This is a genomic window from Rhodovulum steppense (assembly GCF_004339675.1).
Lineage (GTDB): Bacteria > Pseudomonadota > Alphaproteobacteria > Rhodobacterales > Rhodobacteraceae > Rhodovulum > Rhodovulum steppense.
In genome coordinates this window covers 130,778-149,678 of sequence record NZ_SLVM01000009.1, presented here as the reverse complement: position 1 = coordinate 149,678, position 18,901 = coordinate 130,778, and the positions used below count along the sequence as shown (strand labels likewise).

Below are 18,901 nucleotides of genomic sequence, written 5' to 3'. Positions count from 1 at the left end.
GCCGCCCGAACACTCGAGGTCAACTCGTCCAGCGCCGCCGCCGTCTCCTCCAGCGTCGCCGCCTGGTTCTCGGTCCGGTGCGACAGATCCTCCGACGCCCCGCCGATCTCCTCGGCACGCGCGTGGATCTCGGTCGCGTTCTCCACGATCGAGCCCATCATCTCGTTCAGCGTCGCGACCGTCGCGTTGAAATCATGCCGCAACTGCTCGTAATCCGGCGCAAAGGCGCTCTCAAGACGATGCGTCAGATCCCCGGAGGACAGCGCGGTCAGGCCGCGGCCAAGCTGTTCGACGGCCTCCGACTGCTCTTCCCGCGCCCGCTCACGACCCGCCTCAGCCGCTTCGGCGGCAGCAAGCTTGTCGCGGAATGCAGAGAGGCTCCGACCGAGAACCCCGAACTCGTCTCTCCGGTTTCCGACCTCGATCACCGTGGTGTAGCGTCCATTGGCCACGTCGTTCATCGAGCCAAGCGTGCTTGCAAGGGGCGCGGTGATGCTGCGCACCAGAAAGTAGGACGTCGCCGCCAGAAAAAGCAGACCGATCGCCAGTGCTGCAAGCGCGGTATTGCGCTTGGCGGCGAGGTCGGCCTGGATGTCCGAGACATAGGCACCGGAGCCGATCATCCAGCCCCAGGGCGCGAAGGCGGCAACATAGCCCATCTTCATTTCCGGGATGTCGGTGCCCGGCTTGTTGAACCAGTAATCGATCCGGCCGGCGCCGTCCCTCTTCGCGATCCGCTGCATTTCCTGGAAGAGCATCAGGCCCTTCACATCCCGGAACCCGGACTGATCCGCGCCGATCCAGTCTGGACGGAAGGGATGCACCTGGAAGACCAGATCGTCGTCGAAGGCGAAGAAATAACCGTCTTGCCCGAACCGATAGGTCGACAGGGTCTGGCGGCCCATGTCCTGCGCCGCTTCGAGCGACAGCGTGCCCTCGGCAACCTGGCGGTCGAGATCGGCCAATTGGCTGATCGCTGCGTCGGAAAGGGCGCCAAGTTCGGCCTCGCGCATGTCATAGGCGATATCGACGGCCCGCAGCATCAGGAAGCTCGCCAGCGCCAAACACAGCAGCAGCGCCAAAACGACGATCGCGTAAATACGGGTGGAAATCCTGTGGAGCATCGTACTCATGGCTGGTCCCTTTCGATGTCAGGCCGGATGACGGTCGGGGTGATCGGACCCCATGATGAATTCCGAGAGGGCGGAGCCTGCGTCGTCGAGGTCGCAAGGCAAGCCGGATTCGGGACCACGGCAACGGTTCTGTCCGCATGCTCCGCATCGCCGACAGACCGGACCGGGATCGGCTTCGGGTCGAGGACCTCGATGACTCGCGAGTCAGGCGCAGGGCACCTGCCGATCATCGGCTCTGTGGGCGATCTCGACATCCGTCCGACCTCTTGCTTCATTTCCCGCCGCGCGGGGGTCCATGCCGTCAACAAGGACATTTCCAGGGTTTCAATCGAATTACCCGAGCCTCGTCCCACACGATGAAAGTGCATCGAAAACAACTAAAATACGTCGATATGGCCGCCGGAATGGGGAGCTTCGCGGCGGGTCGGGCCGCCGAGCAGCGTGCGCAACTGGTCGAGGCGCAACTGGTCGAGCACGGCGCCGGGAATCGCTGTACCCGGGGGTACTTCGTCCGCCAGACGCGCGGCAAGCGGGCCGAGATCGTCGAGGATCTGGATCACCAAGTCGACCAGTTGCAATTCGCGCGCGCCGCGCGGTCTTTCGTCCGGAACGCTCTCGCGGGCAAGGACCGCCCGCTCGTAGCGGCGCAGCAGATCCGCGGCATGGCCGAGTTCGTGGCCGAGTCCGCCGAGAACCGTCGCAAGGGCAAGCGGTGCCACCTCGCCGGCGGGAAAAACTCTGTCCGGCGCGGTCACAGCCGCCCCACCACGGCTTCGATGGCCTTCTTCATTGTGGCGGTCGTGAAGGGTTTCTTGACCAGATTGTTGAGCCCGAGTTGCTGGCCCTTCTGGATCAGGTCAGGGCTCGGCGTGCCGGTTACAAGGATGTAACCGATGCGCTGGGTCGAGCGGTTACGGCGCAGCCCCTCAAGCAGTTGCAGACCGTCCATTCCAGGCATGTTGTGATCCGCCAGAACCAGATGCACCGGGTCGGCGACCAGCCGGTTAAGGGCGGATTTTCCGTTGTTCTCTGCGCTGATCTGGAAGATCCCGATCTCCTCGAGCGCCTGGGTGACCAGGCCGCGGCTGACTGCCATGTCGTCCACGACCATGACGCGAAGCGAATCCTTGAGCGACATTTTCAGTCCTTTCCTTCTTTTGACAGTGCCCGCGGCGCGCCCGGGGCGCACTTGCGGTAGGCGGTGACGCCGGCGGTTTCGAGCAGGTCGGTGGCCGGGCCGGTCACCCGCTCGGAATGGCCAATGAACAGCATGCCGCCCGTGGGCAGCTTCTCGGCAAAGCGCAGCCAGAGCGATTGCTGGGTGGCCTTGTCGAAATAGATCGCCATGTTGCGGCACATGATCACGTCGAAGAGGCCCGGCATCGGCCAGGAACCGTTGATGTTCAGGCGCCGGAAGGCGATCAGCGGGCGCAGGTCGGGGCGGATCTGGCGCTGCGGTTTCTTGCGTTCAGCCGGGTCGAAGATGCGCGCTTCCCAGTCGCCGGGCGGCGTCTTGCAATCCTCGGCCGGATAGCACCCCTCTTCGGCCCGTCTCAGGACGAAGGGGTCAAGATCGGTGGCCAGGATCTTGATATCAAGCCGGGCGGCCTCGGGGCAGAGCTTGAGAACGCTGCCCGCCAGCGAATAGGGTTCCTGCCCGCTGGAGCATCCCGCCGACCACAGTCGGATCCGCCCGCGGTTGCGCGCGCGTTCGATCAGAAGCGGCAGCACCTCGTCTTCGAGTTGAATGAAATGGTGCTGCTCGCGATAGAAATGGGTGACGTTCGTGGTAAGCACGGAGATGAAATGATCGCTCTCCTGCTCGAGATTGGCCCGCAGATAGGCGTGATAGGCGCTGAAATCCTCCAGGCCGAGGGCAACGATCCGCTTGCCCAGCCTGGAATGGATCATGGCCTTCTTCGACGGTTCGAGATGCAGCCCGTATTCCGTCTTGGCGAATCCGGCGATACGGGCGAAATCGCTTTCGCCGAATGGGATGTCCGCGGATCGGCGGAAAGCGGAAGGTGCGGGCTGCGCGGTCATGCGACTTCCCGAAGCACGTTCGGCAGAAGAACCGAGGGTGACAGGATGCGCGACATGCCTTCCTCGATCGAGATCAGGCCGAGAATGCTGCTGGGGACGTCGCCGCGGCCCATGGCGGGCGCCTCGCAAATCTGATCGCCGCTGACGGAAAGAATCTCCGACACCGAATCGACAAGCAGACCCACGGTCTTGTCGCCCACGGCGACGACCATGATGACGTGTCGGGGCGAAGCGTCGCACTTGCCCAACCCGAGCCGGGCAGCGAGGTCCACGATCGGGATCACCGCCCCGCGCAGGTTCATCACGCCCAGCACGGCGCTTTCGGCCTGGGGCAGCGCGGTCACGGGTGACCAGCGACGGATCTCGCGGATCTGTGTGATCTCGATGCAATAGCTCTGGCCGCCCGCCTTGAGGGTCACGAACTCCAGAACGTCGTCCTCAGACCATTGCTGCGGTCTTGCCATGCTGCGTCTCCTCTATCAGCGCCACGTCCCGGCCGAGATCTCCGGCAAGGGTTAGGATGGCATCGGTGTCGATGATCAGGGCGATCCTGCCATCGCCCAGGATGGTGGCGGCCGAAATCCCCTCGATCGCGCCGTAATTGCCCTCAAGGCTCTTCACCACGACCTGTCGCTGATCCGAAATCTCGTCCACAGCGAGGGCGACATGGCCCGAGCGCTCCGAGCGGATCAGGATCAGGATGTTGTCCGAGGTGATTTCGTCCCCGCAGGAAAAGCCCAGAAGGTTGCCCAGATGGACGATCGGAACATAGGTGCCTCGAATCGACAGGAGCCGACCCTCGCGGCCATACGGCACGACATCCTGGGGGCGCGGGCGGATCGTTTCCAGCACGCTGGAAAGCGGCGCGACCAGGGTCTGGCTGGCGGCGTGGATCACCATGCCGTCCATAACCGCAAGGGTAAGCGGCAGCGAGATCGAGAAAGATGTCCCCTCGCCCGGGCGGCTCGAGATCGAGACCTTGCCGCCAAGCGAGGTGATCGCGGTCTTGACCACGTCCATCCCTACGCCGCGGCCCGACAGATTGGTCACCTTCTCTGCCGTCGAGAACCCGGCCATGAACAGGAGGTTGTCTATCTCCGGCTCGCTCAGCTTGGCGTCAGCCGGGATCAGCCCCTTGGATACCGCGATCTCGAGGATGCGTTTGCGGTTCAGCCCGGCACCGTCATCGGCAATCTCGATCAACACGTCGCCCGAGCGATGCGCGGCCGAAAGCCGGATCGTGCCCAGCGCCGACTTGCCCGCGGCGACCCGCTTCTCCGGACTTTCGATCCCGTGATCAACGGCATTTCGGATCATGTGGGTCAGCGGCTCGGCAAGACGCTCGACCAAGGTCTTGTCGATCTCGGTCCCCTCGCCCTCGGTGACCAGCACGACCTCCTTGCCCAGGCTGTCTGAGGCCTCGCGCACGATACGCTGCATTCGCTGGAACAGCGGCTTGACCGGCTGGGCGCGGATCGCCATGACGCCTTCCTGCAGCTCGCGGGCGAGATACTGGTAATCGTCGAGATCGCTCATGATGTCGGAGTTCGAGGCCAGCCCCATCTCGAGCAGCTTCTGCGCGATCACCGCCTGGTTGATAATCAACTCGCCCACGGTGTTGATCAGCCGGTCCACGCGTTCGGGATCGACCCGCAGCGTGGTCTGGGGCACTGCCGCGGCGGCTTTCGCCGGTCCCTTCGGCCGGTCGACCGGCTCGGCAGACGCGGCGGCCCGGGCCGGGGCGCCAGTTTCGGCAGAAAGCGCCAGTTCGATCGGCGCGGGTGCGGGATCAGGCGGAGCGGATTCGTCCATCGAAACCCGCGGCGGCGAGATGTCCACAGATGCAGGATCGGCCGCAGCCTCGACGGGGAACGGATCGCCCCCGGCGGTTCCGACAGCGACCGGGTCGCCGATCGGCTCGATCACGCAGAGATCCTCCAGGAACATGAAGACATCGCGTACGGCATCCTCAGCCACCTGGCCGCGCAGAGTGAGATCCCAGTTCAGATAGCAGCGTTCCGGGTCGAACGCTTCGTCGACGGGCAGCGCCGACAGATCACATTGCGTCTCGATCTGGCCGAGCGCCGCGAGTTCGGAAAACAGCAGCACCGGATCATGCCCGTTGCGGAAGAGATCCGAGCTTGCCGTCAGTCGGATGCGGAATCCGGCTTCCGCCATCGTCTCGGACGGCTCGTCTTCGTCGATCGGATCGAGGATGAGCGGCTGGAAACCGAAAAAGCCCCCGTCCATGTCCATGTCGGCGGCCGCATCTGCGCCTGCCGCGGCCGTGTGTTCCGCGCCGGACAATTCGTTCAGCTTGTCAAGGATCGCGGGCATCGCCTCGGGGATCTCGGTGCTGTCGGACTGGGCGAGTTCCACGAGGTCGGCCAGCATGTCGCCCGATCGCAGGATCGTGTGCAGCGCATCAGTGTCGGGCACCAGGTCGCCCGAGCGCACCCGGTCGAGCACCGTTTCGAAGCAATGGGCGAAGGTCACCAGGTTCTCCAGCCCGAAGGCCCCGGCCGCGCCCTTGATCGAATGCACCGCGCGGAAGATCGCGTTCACCGTGTCGTCGTCGGCGGTCCCGGCGATCATTTCCTGCGAGCCTTCGGAAAGCTGTTCCAGAAGGTCCTCGCACTCGGCGAAGAAGGTGGCCTTGAGATCATCGCGGGACATGGTCAGCGTACCCCCGTCACACGGCGGATCACACTGATCAGGCTTTCGTCCTCGAAGGGTTTGACGATCCAGCCCGTCGCACCGGCATTACGCGCCCGTTCCTTCAGCGCCGGACCGCTTTCGGTTGTCAGCACAAGGATCGGCACGCGGGTGTTGACGCCGCCACCGCGGATGGATTCGATCACGCCGAACCCGTCCATCTTCGGCATGTTGATGTCGGTGATGACCGCGTCGTACTGGTCCTGCTGGAACACGTCGACGCCATGCACGCCGTCATTCGCCGTGGTGACCGAGAAGCCCGCCGAACTCAGCACCTCCCGAACCATCTCGCGCATGGTCATTGAATCGTCGATGGCAAGGATGTTGATCATTACTGTACTCCTTCGGTGCCGAGAATCGCATCGCCGAGGCCGAGCAATGTCAGACCTTCGACGAACCCCGCGGACGGATCGCAGACGGCGAAACTCCCGCCATCGGCTTCGACCCGGCGCCTGAGAAAGACAAGAAGCTGGGCCGCGAGCGCCGTGGGCGCGGCGGCCCCGTCAGCGCGCACGGTCACGGCATGGGGCCCGTCCCCGAGGACGGCCTTCACGATCTCGCCGGGCGCGTCGGCCCAGGCGGGATCGCGGATATCGAGATCCAGGTGACGATCAGGCTCCATTCCGAATCCCCGTGTTCCTGCGTGTCAATCAATGTCTCCGTCTGTCTAAGCCCGCGAAGCCTAAGAACTGGTGAACGATTCTCGACGGACGCGGGCGACCCGGAGAAGCCGCAGCACGCCGGGAAGCGTCTTATTGCCGCTCCTTGTGCCGGTTTTTGGGCAGCCACTGGACCTCACGATGGCGCACACATGGCCATTGAGGTACACAAGTCCTCCTTCGCCCGGGGCCGGAAGGTCACGGGCGGGTTCCTGCAGGATCAACCGAATCAGTCAGACACCCAGATAGCGTTTCAGCATCTCGGGCCGGGCGCGCAGATCGACCGCCCCGGCGGTCTCGCGGACCTGGCCGTTCTCGATGAACACGACCCGGTCGGCGGCCGACAGCACCGCATCAAGCCTCTGTTCCACCAGAAGGATCGCCACGCCCTCGGATTTCAGCCGGATCACCACCTGGCGGATAGCCTCGATCATCGAGGGTTGCAGTCCCTCGGTCGGCTCGTCCAGCAACAGGACGCGCGGCTCAAGGCACAGCGCGCGGGCGGTCGCCAGCATCTGCTGTTCGCCCCCCGACAGGGTTTCGGCGCGCTGGCCCATCCGGTCGGCCAGCCGCGGGAACAGATCCAGCACCCGGGCCAGCACATGGCGCGGGCTGTTCCGCGTCATCAGACCGATCTCCAGGTTCTGCGCGACCGTCAGCTCGGCAAACAGCCGCCGCCCCTGCGGGATATAGCCGATCCCGCGCCGGGGCACCTCATGGGCGGGCAGACGGCCGATATCCTCGCCCTCCAGCGTGATCCGGCCCGCGCTCAGCGGCAGGAGCCCCATGATCGCCTTCATCGTCGTGGTCTTGCCCGCGCCGTTGCGGCCCAGAAGGCAGGTGATCTCGCCCGGCCGGACGGCCAGCGACAGCCCGCGCAGCACCTGCACCGGGCCATAGCCCGCGTCGATGCCCGTCACCTCAAGCATCCGCGCCGGTCCCCAGATAGGCCGCCTGCACCGCGGCCGAGGCATGGATCCCGGCCGGGCTGCCCTCGGCCAGCACCTCGCCGAAATCCAGGACCGTGATCCGGTCGGCCAGTGCCATGACCACGCCCATGTTGTGCTCGATCAGCAGGACCGTCGCATCGGCCGCGACATCGCGGATCAGCTGCCTGAACGCAGCGATCTCGCCCTCGGCCAGCCCCTGCGTCGGCTCGTCCAGGATCAGCAGGCGCGGCGCCTGCGCCAGACCCATCGCCAGTTCCAGAAGCCGCTGATGGCCATAGCTCAGATCGCCCGCCAGCGCATCGCCATGGCCCGCAAGCCCCACCCGTTCCAGCACGGCCGCCGTCTCGCGCGCCACCGCGGCCCGGTCGCCGCCCAGCCTGCGCCGCGCGGCCAGCGCCACGTTCTCGGCCACGTCGAGCCGCGCGAAGACCGAGGTGATCTGGAACGTGTAGGCCATGCCCAGCCGCACCCGCGCATGGGCGGGCAGCCGGGTGATGTCGCGCCCCTCGAAATGGATGGTCCCCGATGTGGGCGCCACCCGTCCGATCAGCATCGACACCAGGGTCGTCTTGCCCGCCCCGTTCGGCCCGATCAGCGCCCGGATCTCGCCCGGTTCCAGGTCGAAATCGACCTCATGCACCGCGCGCAGCCCGGCAAAGGATTTAGACAGCGCCCGCGTGGACAGAAGCGCGCTCATGGCAGCCACCTCAGCCAGCGCCGCCGCACCTCGCCCACCAGCCCCTGCGGCGCGAACAGCGTCAGGAGCACCAGCGCCACGCCCGCGACCAGCATGTAGGCCGGTGTCAGCCCCGACGAGATGTCGATCAGGTAGAACATGAACAGCACGCCGAAGAACGGCCCGATCACCGTGCCCGCGCCGCCCAGCAGCACCCACAGAAGCGGGAAGATCGAGAAATGCACCTCGGCGAAACTGGCGCCGACATAGCCGAACATCAGCCCGTAGGCCGCCCCCGCAGCGCCCGAGAACAGCCCCGACAGCACCACCGCCGCCAGCTTGTGGCGGAAGATGTCATAGCCCAGCAACTCGGCCCGCTCGGGGTTCTCGCGGATCGCGACCAGCACCCGGCCAAAGGGCCGCCGCACCAGCCACAGCGCCGCGGACAGGCAAAGCGCGAACAGCCCCAGCGCCAGCAGGTAGCGGATATCCGGATCGGTCAGGTCCAGCCCGAAAAGCACCCGGTCCGCCCCGGCCAGCACCAGCCCCTCGTCGCCCCGCGTCCAGCGCACGGCCAGCAGGATCGCCAGATAGAAGGCCTGCGAAAACATCAGCGTCACGATCATGAAGGCCACGCCCACCGTCCGCAACGCGAGCAGGCCGACCACCAGCGCCAGCCCCCCGGCCGCCGCGATCCCGGCCAGAAAGGCCAGTTCCGCCCCCAGCCCCAGATGGTAGAGCGGCATCCCCATCCCGTACATTCCGGCTGCAAAGAACATCGCATGCCCAAGGCTCAGAAGGCCGGTATAGCCGAACAACAGGTTGTAGCCGATCGCATAGCAGGCCAGCACCATGATCCGCGCCAGGTTGCCATGGTGATAGACCGGCAGCAGGAAATGCAGCGCCAGCAACAGCGCGAGCAACCCGCCATGCAGCGCAAGGATACGGGCATTCATCGCGGCGCCTTCCCCATCAGCCCCTGCGGGCGGAACACCAGCACCAGGGCCACCAGAAGCGTCGCGACGATCTTGGCCAGCGTCGGCGAGAAGAACACCGACAGGATGCCATCCGACAGCCCGATCAGCAGCGCCGCGATCAGCGTGCCGGGCAGGCTGCCCAGCCCCCCGATGATCACCACGATGAAGGACAGCAGCAGCGCATCGCCCCCCATCAGGTAATGCGCCTGCTGGATCGGCACGATCAGCACGCCCGCCAGCGCCGCCAGCCCCGCCCCCAGCCCGAAGACCAGCGCATAGACCCGCTCCACCGGGATGCCGAAGGCCTGCGCCGTCTCGCGATCCAGTTGCGTGGCGCGCATCACCAGCCCGATCCGCGTGCGCGTCATCAGGACCCACAGCCCGGCCAGGACCACGACCGCCGCCCCGATCACGAACAGCTTGTAAGAGGTGATCGACAGCCCCCAGGGCCAGTAAAGCGACGGTCCCCCCGCGCCCCATTCGACCCAGGGCAGCGCGATGCGCTGGTTGAAGGGCGCCGCCACCGGCCGCGCATCCGGGCCATAGCCCATCAGCGTCACCTGCTGAAGGATGTAGAGAATCCCGATGGTCGCGACGATGGTCCGCTCGGGGTCATAGCCCACCCGTTTCAGCACCGTGACATCGGCCGCCACCGCCAGCGCGCCCACGATCAGCGGCACCGCGACCAGTGCCGCGACGAAGCCCAGGGCGCCCCCGCCCGCCATGCCCGCGACGACAAAGGCCAGTACCGCGCCCAGCATGTAGAACTCGCCATGCGCGACATTGACCACCCGCATCACCCCGAAGACAAGGCTCAGCCCCGCGGCCATCAGCGCCAGCACCGCGGCCGTCACCGCGCCTTCCAGCGCGGCCAGCATCAGGTAGGGACCGAACTCCATGCGGTCGCGTTCTCCTGTCGGGGGGACGGGCGGCGCTCAGAACGGGCGCGTGGTGTAATCCACCTCGTCGGGATAGAAGGTCTCCTCCAGCGGCACGGTGCGCACCACGTCCAGACGCCCGTTTTCCAGCCTGGAGACATGCTGCTGGCCGAATACCTGATGGGTCCGCCCGTTGAACAGCTTGGCGCCCTGCGGATGCTCGTTCGATTCCGGCATGTCGGTCATCGCCTCGACCGCCTCGACCAGTTTCTGGCGATCCTGCGGCCCGGCATAGCCCGCCGCCTCCATCCCGCGCTTGATGATGTAAAGCGTCTCCCAGCAGCCGAACATATGGGCATAGGTCGACACGTCGCGCGGATCGCTCGCCGAGGCGCCATTCTCGTCGATGCCGACTTCGGCGCGGAAATGGCGGTCGAACTCGGTCTGGTCGGGCTGGACGTAACGCGGCATCCCCTCCCAGAAATAGGTGCCTTCCAGGAAGTCGAGCCCGGGGCTGCGCAGGTCCACCGCCTCCAGGCTGTCGATGAAGCCGAAGATCGCCGGGCGCGAGGGGCCGAAGAACTCGCCCATCTCCTTGACGAAGGTCAGCACCGCGGGGCCGACCATGACGTGATAGATCACCTCGGTCTCGCGCGGGATGCGGGGGAAATACCTGGTGAACGAGGTCTCGGTGGGCGGGATCGCCAGCTTGGCGATCACCTCGCCGCCCTGCGCCGCGATCGCCTCGGAGAAGAAGTCGCGATGGTCATGGCCGAAGGCGTAATCGGGAAAGATCATCGTGACCTTCCTGCCCAGCGTCTCGGCCACGAAGGGCGCCACGGCCAGAACCTGGCTTTTGACATCCGTGATGCCGGGCTGCAGCGTCCAGCGGTTCAGCATTCCGCTGGCGACGTGATGGCCCTCCGAGACCACGAAATAGGGCAGCTTCAACTCGCCCGCCCGCGGGGCGGATCCGATCACCACATGGCTGAACAGCGTGCCGAAGGCCACGTCCACCCGATGCTGGTTGGCGAATTTCTCGACCACCTCGGCCCCGCGCCGCGGGTCGGTGCCGTCATCCTCGGTCACGATTTCCAGCGGCCGCCCATTGATGCCGCCCGCCGCGTTGATCACCCGCGCCGCCGCCCGCGTGGTGCGGTCATACCACCGCCCATAGGCCGCCCCGATGCCGGTGGCATGCATCTGGAACCCCACGCGGATCGGCGCGGCGCTCTGGGCATGCGTATAGCGCGCCCAGAGCGGCAGCGCGGCCGCAGCAGCCCCCGCCCCGGCCAGCGTCTTCAGCGCGGCGCGGCGGGCGGGATCGGCGGGCGTGGCGCCCGGTTTGGTCGGATCGGACATGGCTTCATCCCCCGGCAAGCAACGGCGTTGTGGCGTTTCGCGCGCCAGTCTGTCGGGGCGCGCGGGCTTTGTCCATGTCTGACGCTCCCGCGACGCCTCAGACCCCGCGGGGCGAGGCCAGTTGCCACAGCCCGAACAGCGTGAAGAGCACCATCACCACGGCCAGCGGCACCTGGCTCAGCGCAGCCTTGCGCGGATCGCCCAGCAGCCGCGCGGCAACCGCATGCGACAGGACGATCGCCAGCGCATGGCCCAGCACGATCGCCCCGGTCTGCGCCAGAAAGATCGCCCGCACACTGTCGGGCGTGTTCAGGAAGCCGGTGGTGACATGCGTCAGCCCCAGCCCCAGCAGATCCGCCCCCCGGCCCAGCGGATCGGTGATGGCCTGCCCCGCGTATTGCCGCGCGATCAGCAGGGCGATCAGGTAATGCGCGAAATGATAGGCCAGCGCGATCGGCATCAGCGCAGGCGCAAGGCTGCGAAAGGCCAGCCCGAAGCGCCGCAATTCCCCCGCCAGCGCCAGCCCCGCCGCCACCGCCACCGCAAGGACCAGCGGCAGGATCAGCACCGTCGCGAACAGCCCGGCCAATGTCGTGCCCATCACCGCGCTGCGGCCGGGAAACTGCAACGGGTTCCAGCCCACCTTGCCGAACCACCAGAACGTCTCGTGCAGCCCGTCGAACACCCCCACGGCCAGGATCGCGACGGGAAACAGCGCAAGGCCAAGCGGCGGCGCGCGGCGGGCCAGAATCTGCCAGCCGGAAACCCCCAGCCGGACATGACCACGCAGCGCCGCCAGCGGCGCGACGCGGGCATAGGCGCGCATCATCACACTCAGCCCCTCGCCCCGGCGCAGCCATTTCGGCCCGAAGACCAGCATCATCGCGAAATGGAACGCCCAGTAACCCGCCACCATCACGGCCAGGCGCGCCGGATCGGCCGGTGCCGGATGGGCCAGCAGCACCGCGGCGAAGGCCAGGAAACTCGCCAGCGCGGGCCAATGCCCGACCGCGCCGGGCAGGCGCAGATGCCGCGACAGCCCCGGATGGCGGCGCAGCAGCGCGTAGGCCCCGCCCCAGGGCTCGATCCAGCGCCAGAGATCGAACAGGCATCCCTGCACCAGCACGAGGACAACCCAGAACAGGCTCCAGACCGCCAGCGGCAGCGGGTTCAGCATCGGGTTGCGCGACCCCAGAAGGCCCAGGACGACCAGCCCGGCCAGCGCGGCAAGGGACAGCAGGCTGGTCGCCCCAGACAGCCGCGCGCGACGCGCCCGCCACAGCGGCAGCGGCCGGAACAGCCCCGCCGCGCGCCGGTCGGGCACAAGCGCCACCAGCACGAAGGTCAGCAGCACCGTCACCGCCCCGCCCGCGATGTAAAGGCCGGTCGGCAGGAGCAGCACCAGACCGCCCTCGGTGGCATGGGCCAGCGCCGGGCCGGGGACCAGCGCGGCCGAAAGGAAAAGCCCGACTCGCATCGCCGCAGGATGACGCCATCAGGGGATCGGGGAAACCGCGTTCCGGGTCCGGCGGGCGTTTTCGACAAGGCGCGCCTGCGGCGCACGCCCCCGTCTCGCCCGCGGCTTGCGCCGCGGGCTCGGATCTGCCTCCGGCGGGGATATTTGGGGCCAGAAGAAGGACGCAGGTCAGCCTATTGCGGCCGACAGTCACAGCCGGTCGGCAGGCCCTTCTCGTCGAGCTCGGGCGAGCAGCATTGCTGACCGGCCTGTGTCGTGCAGCAATAGATCTCGCGCCCGGCCACCCGTTCGACCCCGGCGCAGGGCGGCGCCGCCACACCCGGACCGACCAGCGCCACCAGCATCGTCAGAACCGTCATCATCCGCCTTGCTCCCTTGCCCTGGCCTCGCGCGGGGCGTCATTCCGCCGCGAAGCGCGGAAAGACCCCCCGGATCACCGCGCGCAGCCTGTCCGTGTCCGCGTCGGGCGCGCGCTCCGCCGTTGCGGCCAGATAGGCCTTGACCGCCTCCAGCGTCCGCGGCCCGGCGATGCCATCGACCCGGCCCGCATCGAAGCCCGCGGCGTTCAGTTCCTCCTGCAGCAGCCGCACGGAATGGAACCCGGCGGGCAGCCCCGCCCCTTCGGGCAGCGCGGCGGGCGCGCGCAGCACCGTCAGCACCCGTTCCGCGCCGAACCGGTTCTCGCCGGTCACGAGCGCGGCATAGCCGCCATCGGGGCTGATCTCGATGCCCTGCACGGGGGCGGCAAGCTCGATCCCCCCCCGTGCGCGCAGCCGCCCATCGTCATCCACCCCGAAGCGCAGCACCCGGCGCATCGACGTGCCGGAGACGAGGATCTCGGCCCCGTCGCCGCTGGCGGCCAGCAGGCCGAAGGCGCCGGTCCGCCCCTCGGCGGCCGCGCCGTCCAGCGCATCGAGGCCGATCTCGGAGGAAAGCGCGCGCGAGATAAGCACCTCGCCTGCGGCAATGATGATCTCGAAGAAATAGAGCCGCCCGATATTGGGATCGAGCGCCAGAACCCCGCGCCAGGGCGGTCCCCCCTCTTTGGCGGGGGGACGCTCGATCAGCGCGTGACGCACCGAGAAGAAGGTCGTGACCGGGGTTTTCTGGGCATAGATGTTGGCGACGCGGAAGCACTCGACATGACCGGGCTTTTCCTCCGGCCCGGCCAGTCGGCCGAATTCCAGCGCCGCCCCCTCGATGGTCGAGGACACATAGTATATCTGGCCCTCATCCTCCAAGATCGACAATTGCGCGGACGCCCCGCAGCGCAGATCGAAGGTTCGCCGTTCCGTGCCGGGCGCGACATCCGAGAAATCGTCCGGCACGGACAGGATCGAGAAGGCCACCGGACTGCCGAAATGGGCCATGCCCGAGGCATCGAACGCGACCGACGAGAACTGGCTGATCCCGGCCGCGTTGTCGGCCACCTGGTAGAGCCGGAACCAGTCCTCGATGCCTTCCCCCGGCGCGATCGGAAAGGCCAGGATGCTGCCGCCCAGCAGCATCAGGCTTTCGCGGTTCCAGCGCTGGCCGGCCACGAACAGGTTGCCCGCCGGGCTGATCGCCAGGTCCGAGGCCAGCGTGTCCAGTTCGAGGCTGGCGCGCAGCTCGAGCGGGAACAGCGACCAGTGCATCAGCCGCCCGTCGGCGATGGCGAAGAGCCCCGCACGGGCCGGATCGAAGGCCATGCTTTCGACATTGCGCAGCGAAAACACCGCATCGGCTTCGGCCTCGGGCTGAACGTCCTGGGCCGCAGCCGGAGCAGCCAGCACGAGCGCCAGTGCAAGCGTTATGAGGGATCGGAATGGCATGTCTCGTTCTGGTCCAGCCTAGGGGTCTCGGAACTCAGAAGGTCGCTCATCTGCCGCGCCGGGTCGAGGGGCAGCATGCCGCCGCCGGTGGCGCCGTTCCCGGCGCTGTAGACCTTGCAGGGCAGGATCACGGGGCTGTCATAGCCCTCCTCCTCGTCGATGGTGGCGTCGATGATGGCGCGCAGCACGATTTCCGGTGCCGCGCCGCCGGTGCCGGACGCCTCGCGGACCACCTGAAGGTAATACCACCCGTTCCAGGGTTCCAGCTCGCCCGCCGCATGCCGCGCCTCTGCGGCGAAGTAATGCTGCTGCACGAAATTCTCGGCATAGGGATACTGGTACTGCCCGCTCGGCGAGAGCAGCGGCGCGCCCTCGCTGCCCGGCGCGGGGCCGCGGCCCGACAAGGCGGCATGGTCGATCGACTGGCAGGTGCGCACGATCGCGGGATTGCTGCGGAACCGCTCGTCCAGCAGGGTGAAATAGCCCCGCACCGTGGGCATTTCCGACACGGTGACATCGGCCCCCGCCGCGGGCAGGAACAGCGGCGTCAGGCAGAAGCGCAGCGCGGGGCTGAAGACGGGCGCCGAGATCTGGCGTTCATAGGCCAGCGTCATCGTCACCCAGCCGCCCTCGATGCGGCCGGAAAAGCGCCAGACCGGCTTGGCGAGGTCGTCATAGATCTCGTCCAGCGTGCGGCGGATCGGGCGGCCCTGCAACGCCTCGGCCACGGCCTGCTCGAAGGTCTGCTGGGCCTGGCGCTGGACGATGTCCTCGATCCGGCCCGCGAGGCTTTCGAAGGTCTTGTCGGCCACGGTCTTGGTGGTGTTGAAGGCCGCGCGCAGCTTCTGCATCTCGGCGGATATCAGGCCCGTGCTTTTCTCGACCGCACCGGCGCGGGCCTCCAGCGCCTCGGCGCGCGCGCCCATCGCGTCGATCCGCGCGCCGATCTCGGCCCGGGCGGCGGCCAGATCCTCGGCCAGATCGTCGATCCGCGCCGCCAGTTCCGCAGGCCCCGGCAGGTCGGGATAGCAGCCCGCCACGTTCTCGCTCAGCCGGAAGGTGGCGGAGGTGATCGCCGCGATCGGGGTCATGCCGTAGTAATCCGGCTCGCCGATCGCGCTGATCTCGACGCCCGAGACGATGCCGATCAGGCTGGTCTCGTCCTCGGCCAGGATCGGCCCGCCGCTCATCCCCTGCGCCAGCAGGCTGTCGGTCTCGATCACGCCCTCGGGCGTGGTCTCGGTGGTCGAGAGGATCCCCGCCCGGAACGACGGCCGAAAGCTGCGCGTGCCGTTCGGGAACCCGGCGGCGAAGATGCGCTTGCGGATCATCCGCTCGTCCAGCCGGCAATAGCGCAAAAAGGGATAGACCTGCGTCTCGGCGAATTTCAGCAGCGCCACGTCATATTCGCCCGGCACCCGTTCGGGTTGCAGCACCATCACCCGCGCATTGTTCGGATCGGCCACGCCCGGCAACCCGCGGCACTGGCTGCCCGCGGGCGCGACATGGCGGGCGGTCAGCACATGGCCCTCGGCGCTGACCAGCACGCCCGAGCCGACGCGCTTGCGGCCCTCGGGATCGGTGCATTCGATATAGACGACCGTATCGGCCACCGGATCGGCGCGCAGCGCCCCGGCAACCCCCACCACCGCCAGCGCCGCCAGAACCAGCCCCCGCCCGATCATCGCCCCGCCTCCGCGCCCTGGTCCGCGATCCATTCGGCGATCCGGCGCATCCGCTCGGGCGTGATCCGGGTAAAGGCGTTGTGGCTCGCCCAGGGCTCCTCGCCATGCAGCCCGTTGGTATGCACGCCGACCAGGACCGCGCGATCCGCGCCCAGGAAGACCGGCGACCCGGAGGTGCCACCATAGGTGTCGTTCAGGTAGAACCCCTTGAGATCCCGCAATATCCGCAGGCTGTCGGTGCTGACCCATTGCCGCCCCGGCGGCGCCTTGTCGGCGGCATAGCCCTGCACCACCGTCACCGCACCCAGTTCGGCATCCTCCAGCACCCGCACCCCGGCCCAGCCCGTCGCCTCGCCCACCCGGCAATCGAGCTTCAGCGCCCCGAGGTCGTAATCGCGCGCCTCCTCGGCGCTGGTGGCCGCGGTCCAGCCCTGCAACACATGCGCGCGCCGCACCCCGCATTCGCCGAAGGGCGTGGCCGCGCGGTTGCGCCCGGGCAGCACGCGATAGGCCGAATAGGCCCGCCCGAACACCGTGCCGCCATGGATGCAATGGGCCGCCGTCAGCACCGTATCGGCCGAGACCATCATCCCCGAACACAGGCTTGTGCCGCCAAAGGCGTTCTGGAACAGGATCTGCACGATGGCGCGCTCGGGAAAGCTCGTCGTGTCGTTCACCGCCACGCGCTCGTCCTCGCCGATCACCGAGAACGGCACCCAGGTCTCGGGCCTGACCGACAGCCCGCCCATCTCGTATTGCGCATAGATCGCCGAGGCGTCCGACAGCTCCGCCGCCAGGTCGGGCGCCATGGTGGGCTGGGCGACGATCCGGCCGGTGCCGGTTGCGGGCGGCAGGTCCACCGGCCCGGCCGTGCCCGCATCGCCGCCCAGGTCGAAACTGACGCTTGCCTCGGGCGCGGACAGCGCCGGGCGCGGCGCGCCCGCCTCGGTCATCGGCTCGAACAGCGCCGCCCGCGTCGCCCCGTCCATCAGCCCCGTCTCGGGCAGGCCCAGCTCGTGCTGCAAGGCCCGGATCGCCCGCTCGCGCCGGGCCTCATCGGCCCCCACAGCCCCCGCTTGCAGCAGCGCCGCAAGCACCAGAACCAGAGCGAACCGCATACCCCCAGACCTCCCCCACGGGTGGACTGCCCGGCAACAGGGCGCAATCGCAACGAAAAACCCATGCGAACTGTCGCGCCCGCGCCCCGGTCCTGTCAACCCCGGCGCGCAGGCGCGTCAGTCCAGCGGCCCGAATTCCGCGACCGCCGCCCCCGGCGCCAGCAGCGGCTGGTCCTCCATCGCGCCCGATTCCGTGCCGGTCGCGGACAGCACCGTGCCCAGCAGCGCCAGCACCTGATCGTCGCGGATGCCCCAGACCAGGTCCTGCCCGCGCAGCGTGACCGTGCCCCCCGCGCTGCCCGTGACCTCGGATTTCAGCGCGGCGGCCAGATCGCGCTGCACATCCATCGCCACCGACCCGTCCGCGCCGCTGCGCGTCGTGGCGGTATAGGTCACATCCGCCATCAGCGCGGCTTTTATCATGGTCAGCGGCTGGCCCGCCGACAGCCGCAGCCGCACCGCCTCGGCGCAGGCGGCATCGCGCCGGGGCAGGCCCCGGATCACGTCGTCGTCGGACAGTTCCAGGATCCGCACATTGCCCAGCGTGATGCGGATCTCGCTGACCTCCTCCAGCCGCCCGCCCGCCCTGATCCGGTCCAGCAGCCCCGCATCCAGCGCCAGCGTCCGGTTCAGCGCCGAGGAAAGCTCGGTCGAGATCGAGGCCGAGACCGGGATCTCGGCCAGCCCCAGCCCCAGTGCCTGTTCCGGGCGGCACACCACGCCCAGCGCGACCGGCTCGGTCCCCGTGACCAGAACCAGCGTGCCGGGCAGCGCACTTTGCGTGGGCGGGCGGAACTCGGTATAGCCGTTCTCGGCGAGGATCTCGCCGATCGTGGCCGGGCGCGCGCCGTCCATCAGGCCAAGCGCCACATAGCCGCCCACCCCCAACACGGCGAGTCCGCCCAGCCCGGCGATCAGCTTCCAGTTCATCCCGCTCCCCTCCCGCTCAGGCGCGGCCCCTGTCGCGGCCCCTGTCCGGCGGGGCAAGCCTAGCACAGCGCCCGGCCCGGGTCGCGGGTGATCTGGCCGCCTTGTCCGGCGGGATCCGACCGGCCATGGGCGCGGATCGACGCCCGGAGATTTGCCATATGAAACCCCGATGGAAGTCCGACGAAAGTCCGATGGAATTCCGATACCCCGTTCCGCCCGCCGCGCAGTCCCCGCCGACCCACGCCCCCGGCCTGCGCAATGGGCTTGACTCGAATCCGGGCATCCTTGACGCTCAAGGGGTTAGGCATGATCAGAGGCGTGTCTCGAAGGTATGCCGGCGATGCCGCGACCGCATGCATCAGGTATTGCGCATGCGCCGGGGCATTGCCCTGCTGTCCTGTGGGGGGATGGAATTTTTGTTCGAGTAGAAGGCTTTAGCTGGTAATTTTCCGCGCGCCCGGCGGCTTGCAGGCGCGCTTTCCCG

The 18,901-nt window shown here is 67.8% G+C and carries 19 protein-coding genes; all 19 read right to left on the bottom strand.

What is annotated here, in order from left to right:
- Positions 1 to 1,133, bottom strand: a 1,133-nt coding sequence (locus tag EV216_RS08100; protein ID WP_132694558.1) for a cache domain-containing protein, incomplete at its 3' end; no start/stop codon positions are given.
- A gap of 377 nt (positions 1,134 to 1,510) precedes the next feature.
- Complete coding sequence (locus EV216_RS08095) at positions 1,511 to 1,888, bottom strand: hypothetical protein (RefSeq protein ID WP_132694557.1); 378 nt, start codon at positions 1,886 to 1,888, stop codon at positions 1,511 to 1,513.
- The gene (locus tag EV216_RS08090; protein ID WP_132694556.1) at positions 1,885 to 2,271 is read right to left on the bottom strand and encodes a response regulator; all 387 of its coding nucleotides are present in this window, start codon (positions 2,269 to 2,271) and stop codon (positions 1,885 to 1,887) included. The genes EV216_RS08095 and EV216_RS08090 overlap by 4 nt, the downstream gene beginning before the upstream one ends.
- A 2-nt stretch (positions 2,272 to 2,273) precedes the next feature.
- Complete coding sequence (locus EV216_RS08085; protein ID WP_132694555.1) at positions 2,274 to 3,176, bottom strand: CheR family methyltransferase; 903 nt, start codon at positions 3,174 to 3,176, stop codon at positions 2,274 to 2,276.
- Positions 3,173 to 3,640, bottom strand: a complete 468-nt coding sequence (locus EV216_RS08080) for a chemotaxis protein CheW (protein WP_132694554.1) — start codon at positions 3,638 to 3,640, stop codon at positions 3,173 to 3,175. The genes EV216_RS08085 and EV216_RS08080 overlap by 4 nt, the downstream gene beginning before the upstream one ends.
- A complete protein-coding gene (locus tag EV216_RS08075; RefSeq protein WP_132694553.1) occupies positions 3,615 to 5,852 on the bottom strand; it encodes a chemotaxis protein CheA in 2,238 nt (745 codons plus the stop codon). The genes EV216_RS08080 and EV216_RS08075 overlap by 26 nt, the downstream gene beginning before the upstream one ends.
- 2 nt (positions 5,853 to 5,854) lie before the next feature.
- On the bottom strand, positions 5,855 to 6,223 hold the full coding sequence (locus EV216_RS08070; RefSeq protein WP_132694552.1) for a response regulator: 369 nt from the start codon (positions 6,221 to 6,223) through the stop codon (positions 5,855 to 5,857).
- A complete protein-coding gene (locus tag EV216_RS08065; protein ID WP_132694551.1) occupies positions 6,223 to 6,513 on the bottom strand; it encodes a hypothetical protein in 291 nt (96 codons plus the stop codon). The genes EV216_RS08070 and EV216_RS08065 overlap by 1 nt, the downstream gene beginning before the upstream one ends.
- 270 nt (positions 6,514 to 6,783) lie before the next feature.
- Complete coding sequence (locus tag EV216_RS08060; RefSeq protein ID WP_132694550.1) at positions 6,784 to 7,479, bottom strand: ABC transporter ATP-binding protein; 696 nt, start codon at positions 7,477 to 7,479, stop codon at positions 6,784 to 6,786.
- Complete coding sequence (locus EV216_RS08055) at positions 7,472 to 8,197, bottom strand: ABC transporter ATP-binding protein (protein WP_132694549.1); 726 nt, start codon at positions 8,195 to 8,197, stop codon at positions 7,472 to 7,474. Before EV216_RS08055 ends, EV216_RS08060 begins: the two co-directional genes overlap by 8 nt.
- Positions 8,194 to 9,132: a branched-chain amino acid ABC transporter permease gene (locus EV216_RS08050; protein WP_132694548.1), complete on the bottom strand. Its 939-nt coding sequence runs from the start codon at positions 9,130 to 9,132 to the stop codon at positions 8,194 to 8,196. The genes EV216_RS08055 and EV216_RS08050 overlap by 4 nt, the downstream gene beginning before the upstream one ends.
- Positions 9,129 to 10,052, bottom strand: a complete 924-nt coding sequence (locus EV216_RS08045; RefSeq protein WP_132694547.1) for a branched-chain amino acid ABC transporter permease — start codon at positions 10,050 to 10,052, stop codon at positions 9,129 to 9,131. Before EV216_RS08045 ends, EV216_RS08050 begins: the two co-directional genes overlap by 4 nt.
- A gap of 36 nt (positions 10,053 to 10,088) precedes the next feature.
- A complete protein-coding gene (locus EV216_RS08040) occupies positions 10,089 to 11,393 on the bottom strand; it encodes an ABC transporter substrate-binding protein (RefSeq protein WP_132694546.1) in 1,305 nt (434 codons plus the stop codon).
- 97 nt (positions 11,394 to 11,490) lie between these two features.
- On the bottom strand, positions 11,491 to 12,870 hold the full coding sequence (locus tag EV216_RS08035) for a hypothetical protein (protein WP_132694545.1): 1,380 nt from the start codon (positions 12,868 to 12,870) through the stop codon (positions 11,491 to 11,493).
- 173 nt (positions 12,871 to 13,043) lie between these two features.
- Positions 13,044 to 13,229 carry a hypothetical protein gene (locus EV216_RS08030; RefSeq protein ID WP_132694544.1) on the bottom strand — a complete coding sequence of 62 codons (186 nt, stop codon included), beginning with the start codon at positions 13,227 to 13,229 and terminating at the stop codon, positions 13,044 to 13,046.
- A 39-nt stretch (positions 13,230 to 13,268) separates the two neighbouring features.
- Positions 13,269 to 14,684, bottom strand: a complete 1,416-nt coding sequence (locus EV216_RS18230) for a peptidoglycan-binding domain-containing protein (protein ID WP_165899196.1) — start codon at positions 14,682 to 14,684, stop codon at positions 13,269 to 13,271.
- Positions 14,663 to 16,369: a S1 family peptidase gene (locus EV216_RS08020; protein ID WP_165899195.1), complete on the bottom strand. Its 1,707-nt coding sequence runs from the start codon at positions 16,367 to 16,369 to the stop codon at positions 14,663 to 14,665. Before EV216_RS08020 ends, EV216_RS18230 begins: the two co-directional genes overlap by 22 nt.
- Entirely contained in the window at positions 16,366 to 17,487 is a 1,122-nt protein-coding gene (locus tag EV216_RS08015; protein WP_132694542.1) for a trypsin-like serine protease, read from the bottom strand. The genes EV216_RS08020 and EV216_RS08015 overlap by 4 nt, the downstream gene beginning before the upstream one ends.
- Positions 17,488 to 17,604: 117 nt before the next feature.
- On the bottom strand, positions 17,605 to 18,417 hold the full coding sequence (locus EV216_RS08010) for a hypothetical protein (RefSeq protein WP_132694541.1): 813 nt from the start codon (positions 18,415 to 18,417) through the stop codon (positions 17,605 to 17,607).
- Between the last annotated feature and the right edge of the window lie 484 nt (positions 18,418 to 18,901).

Coding starts and splice junctions, on each gene's coding strand:
- EV216_RS08090 (WP_132694556.1), bottom strand. CDS start 2,271: ATGTCGCTCAAGGATTCGCTTCGCGTCATGGTCGTGGACGACATGGCA.
- EV216_RS08085 (WP_132694555.1), bottom strand. CDS start 3,176: ATGACCGCGCAGCCCGCACCTTCCGCTTTCCGCCGATCCGCGGACATC.
- EV216_RS08080 (WP_132694554.1), bottom strand. CDS start 3,640: ATGGCAAGACCGCAGCAATGGTCTGAGGACGACGTTCTGGAGTTCGTG.
- EV216_RS08075 (WP_132694553.1), bottom strand. CDS start 5,852: ATGTCCCGCGATGATCTCAAGGCCACCTTCTTCGCCGAGTGCGAGGAC.
- EV216_RS08070 (WP_132694552.1), bottom strand. CDS start 6,223: ATGATCAACATCCTTGCCATCGACGATTCAATGACCATGCGCGAGATG.
- EV216_RS08065 (WP_132694551.1), bottom strand. CDS start 6,513: ATGGAGCCTGATCGTCACCTGGATCTCGATATCCGCGATCCCGCCTGG.
- EV216_RS08060 (WP_132694550.1), bottom strand. CDS start 7,479: ATGCTTGAGGTGACGGGCATCGACGCGGGCTATGGCCCGGTGCAGGTG.
- EV216_RS08055 (WP_132694549.1), bottom strand. CDS start 8,197: ATGAGCGCGCTTCTGTCCACGCGGGCGCTGTCTAAATCCTTTGCCGGG.
- EV216_RS08050 (WP_132694548.1), bottom strand. CDS start 9,132: ATGAATGCCCGTATCCTTGCGCTGCATGGCGGGTTGCTCGCGCTGTTG.
- EV216_RS08045 (WP_132694547.1), bottom strand. CDS start 10,052: ATGGAGTTCGGTCCCTACCTGATGCTGGCCGCGCTGGAAGGCGCGGTG.
- EV216_RS08040 (WP_132694546.1), bottom strand. CDS start 11,393: ATGTCCGATCCGACCAAACCGGGCGCCACGCCCGCCGATCCCGCCCGC.
- EV216_RS08035 (WP_132694545.1), bottom strand. CDS start 12,870: ATGCGAGTCGGGCTTTTCCTTTCGGCCGCGCTGGTCCCCGGCCCGGCG.
- EV216_RS08030 (WP_132694544.1), bottom strand. CDS start 13,229: ATGACGGTTCTGACGATGCTGGTGGCGCTGGTCGGTCCGGGTGTGGCG.
- EV216_RS18230 (WP_165899196.1), bottom strand. CDS start 14,684: ATGCCATTCCGATCCCTCATAACGCTTGCACTGGCGCTCGTGCTGGCT.
- EV216_RS08020 (WP_165899195.1), bottom strand. CDS start 16,369: ATGATCGGGCGGGGGCTGGTTCTGGCGGCGCTGGCGGTGGTGGGGGTT.
- EV216_RS08015 (WP_132694542.1), bottom strand. CDS start 17,487: ATGCGGTTCGCTCTGGTTCTGGTGCTTGCGGCGCTGCTGCAAGCGGGG.
- EV216_RS08010 (WP_132694541.1), bottom strand. CDS start 18,417: ATGAACTGGAAGCTGATCGCCGGGCTGGGCGGACTCGCCGTGTTGGGG.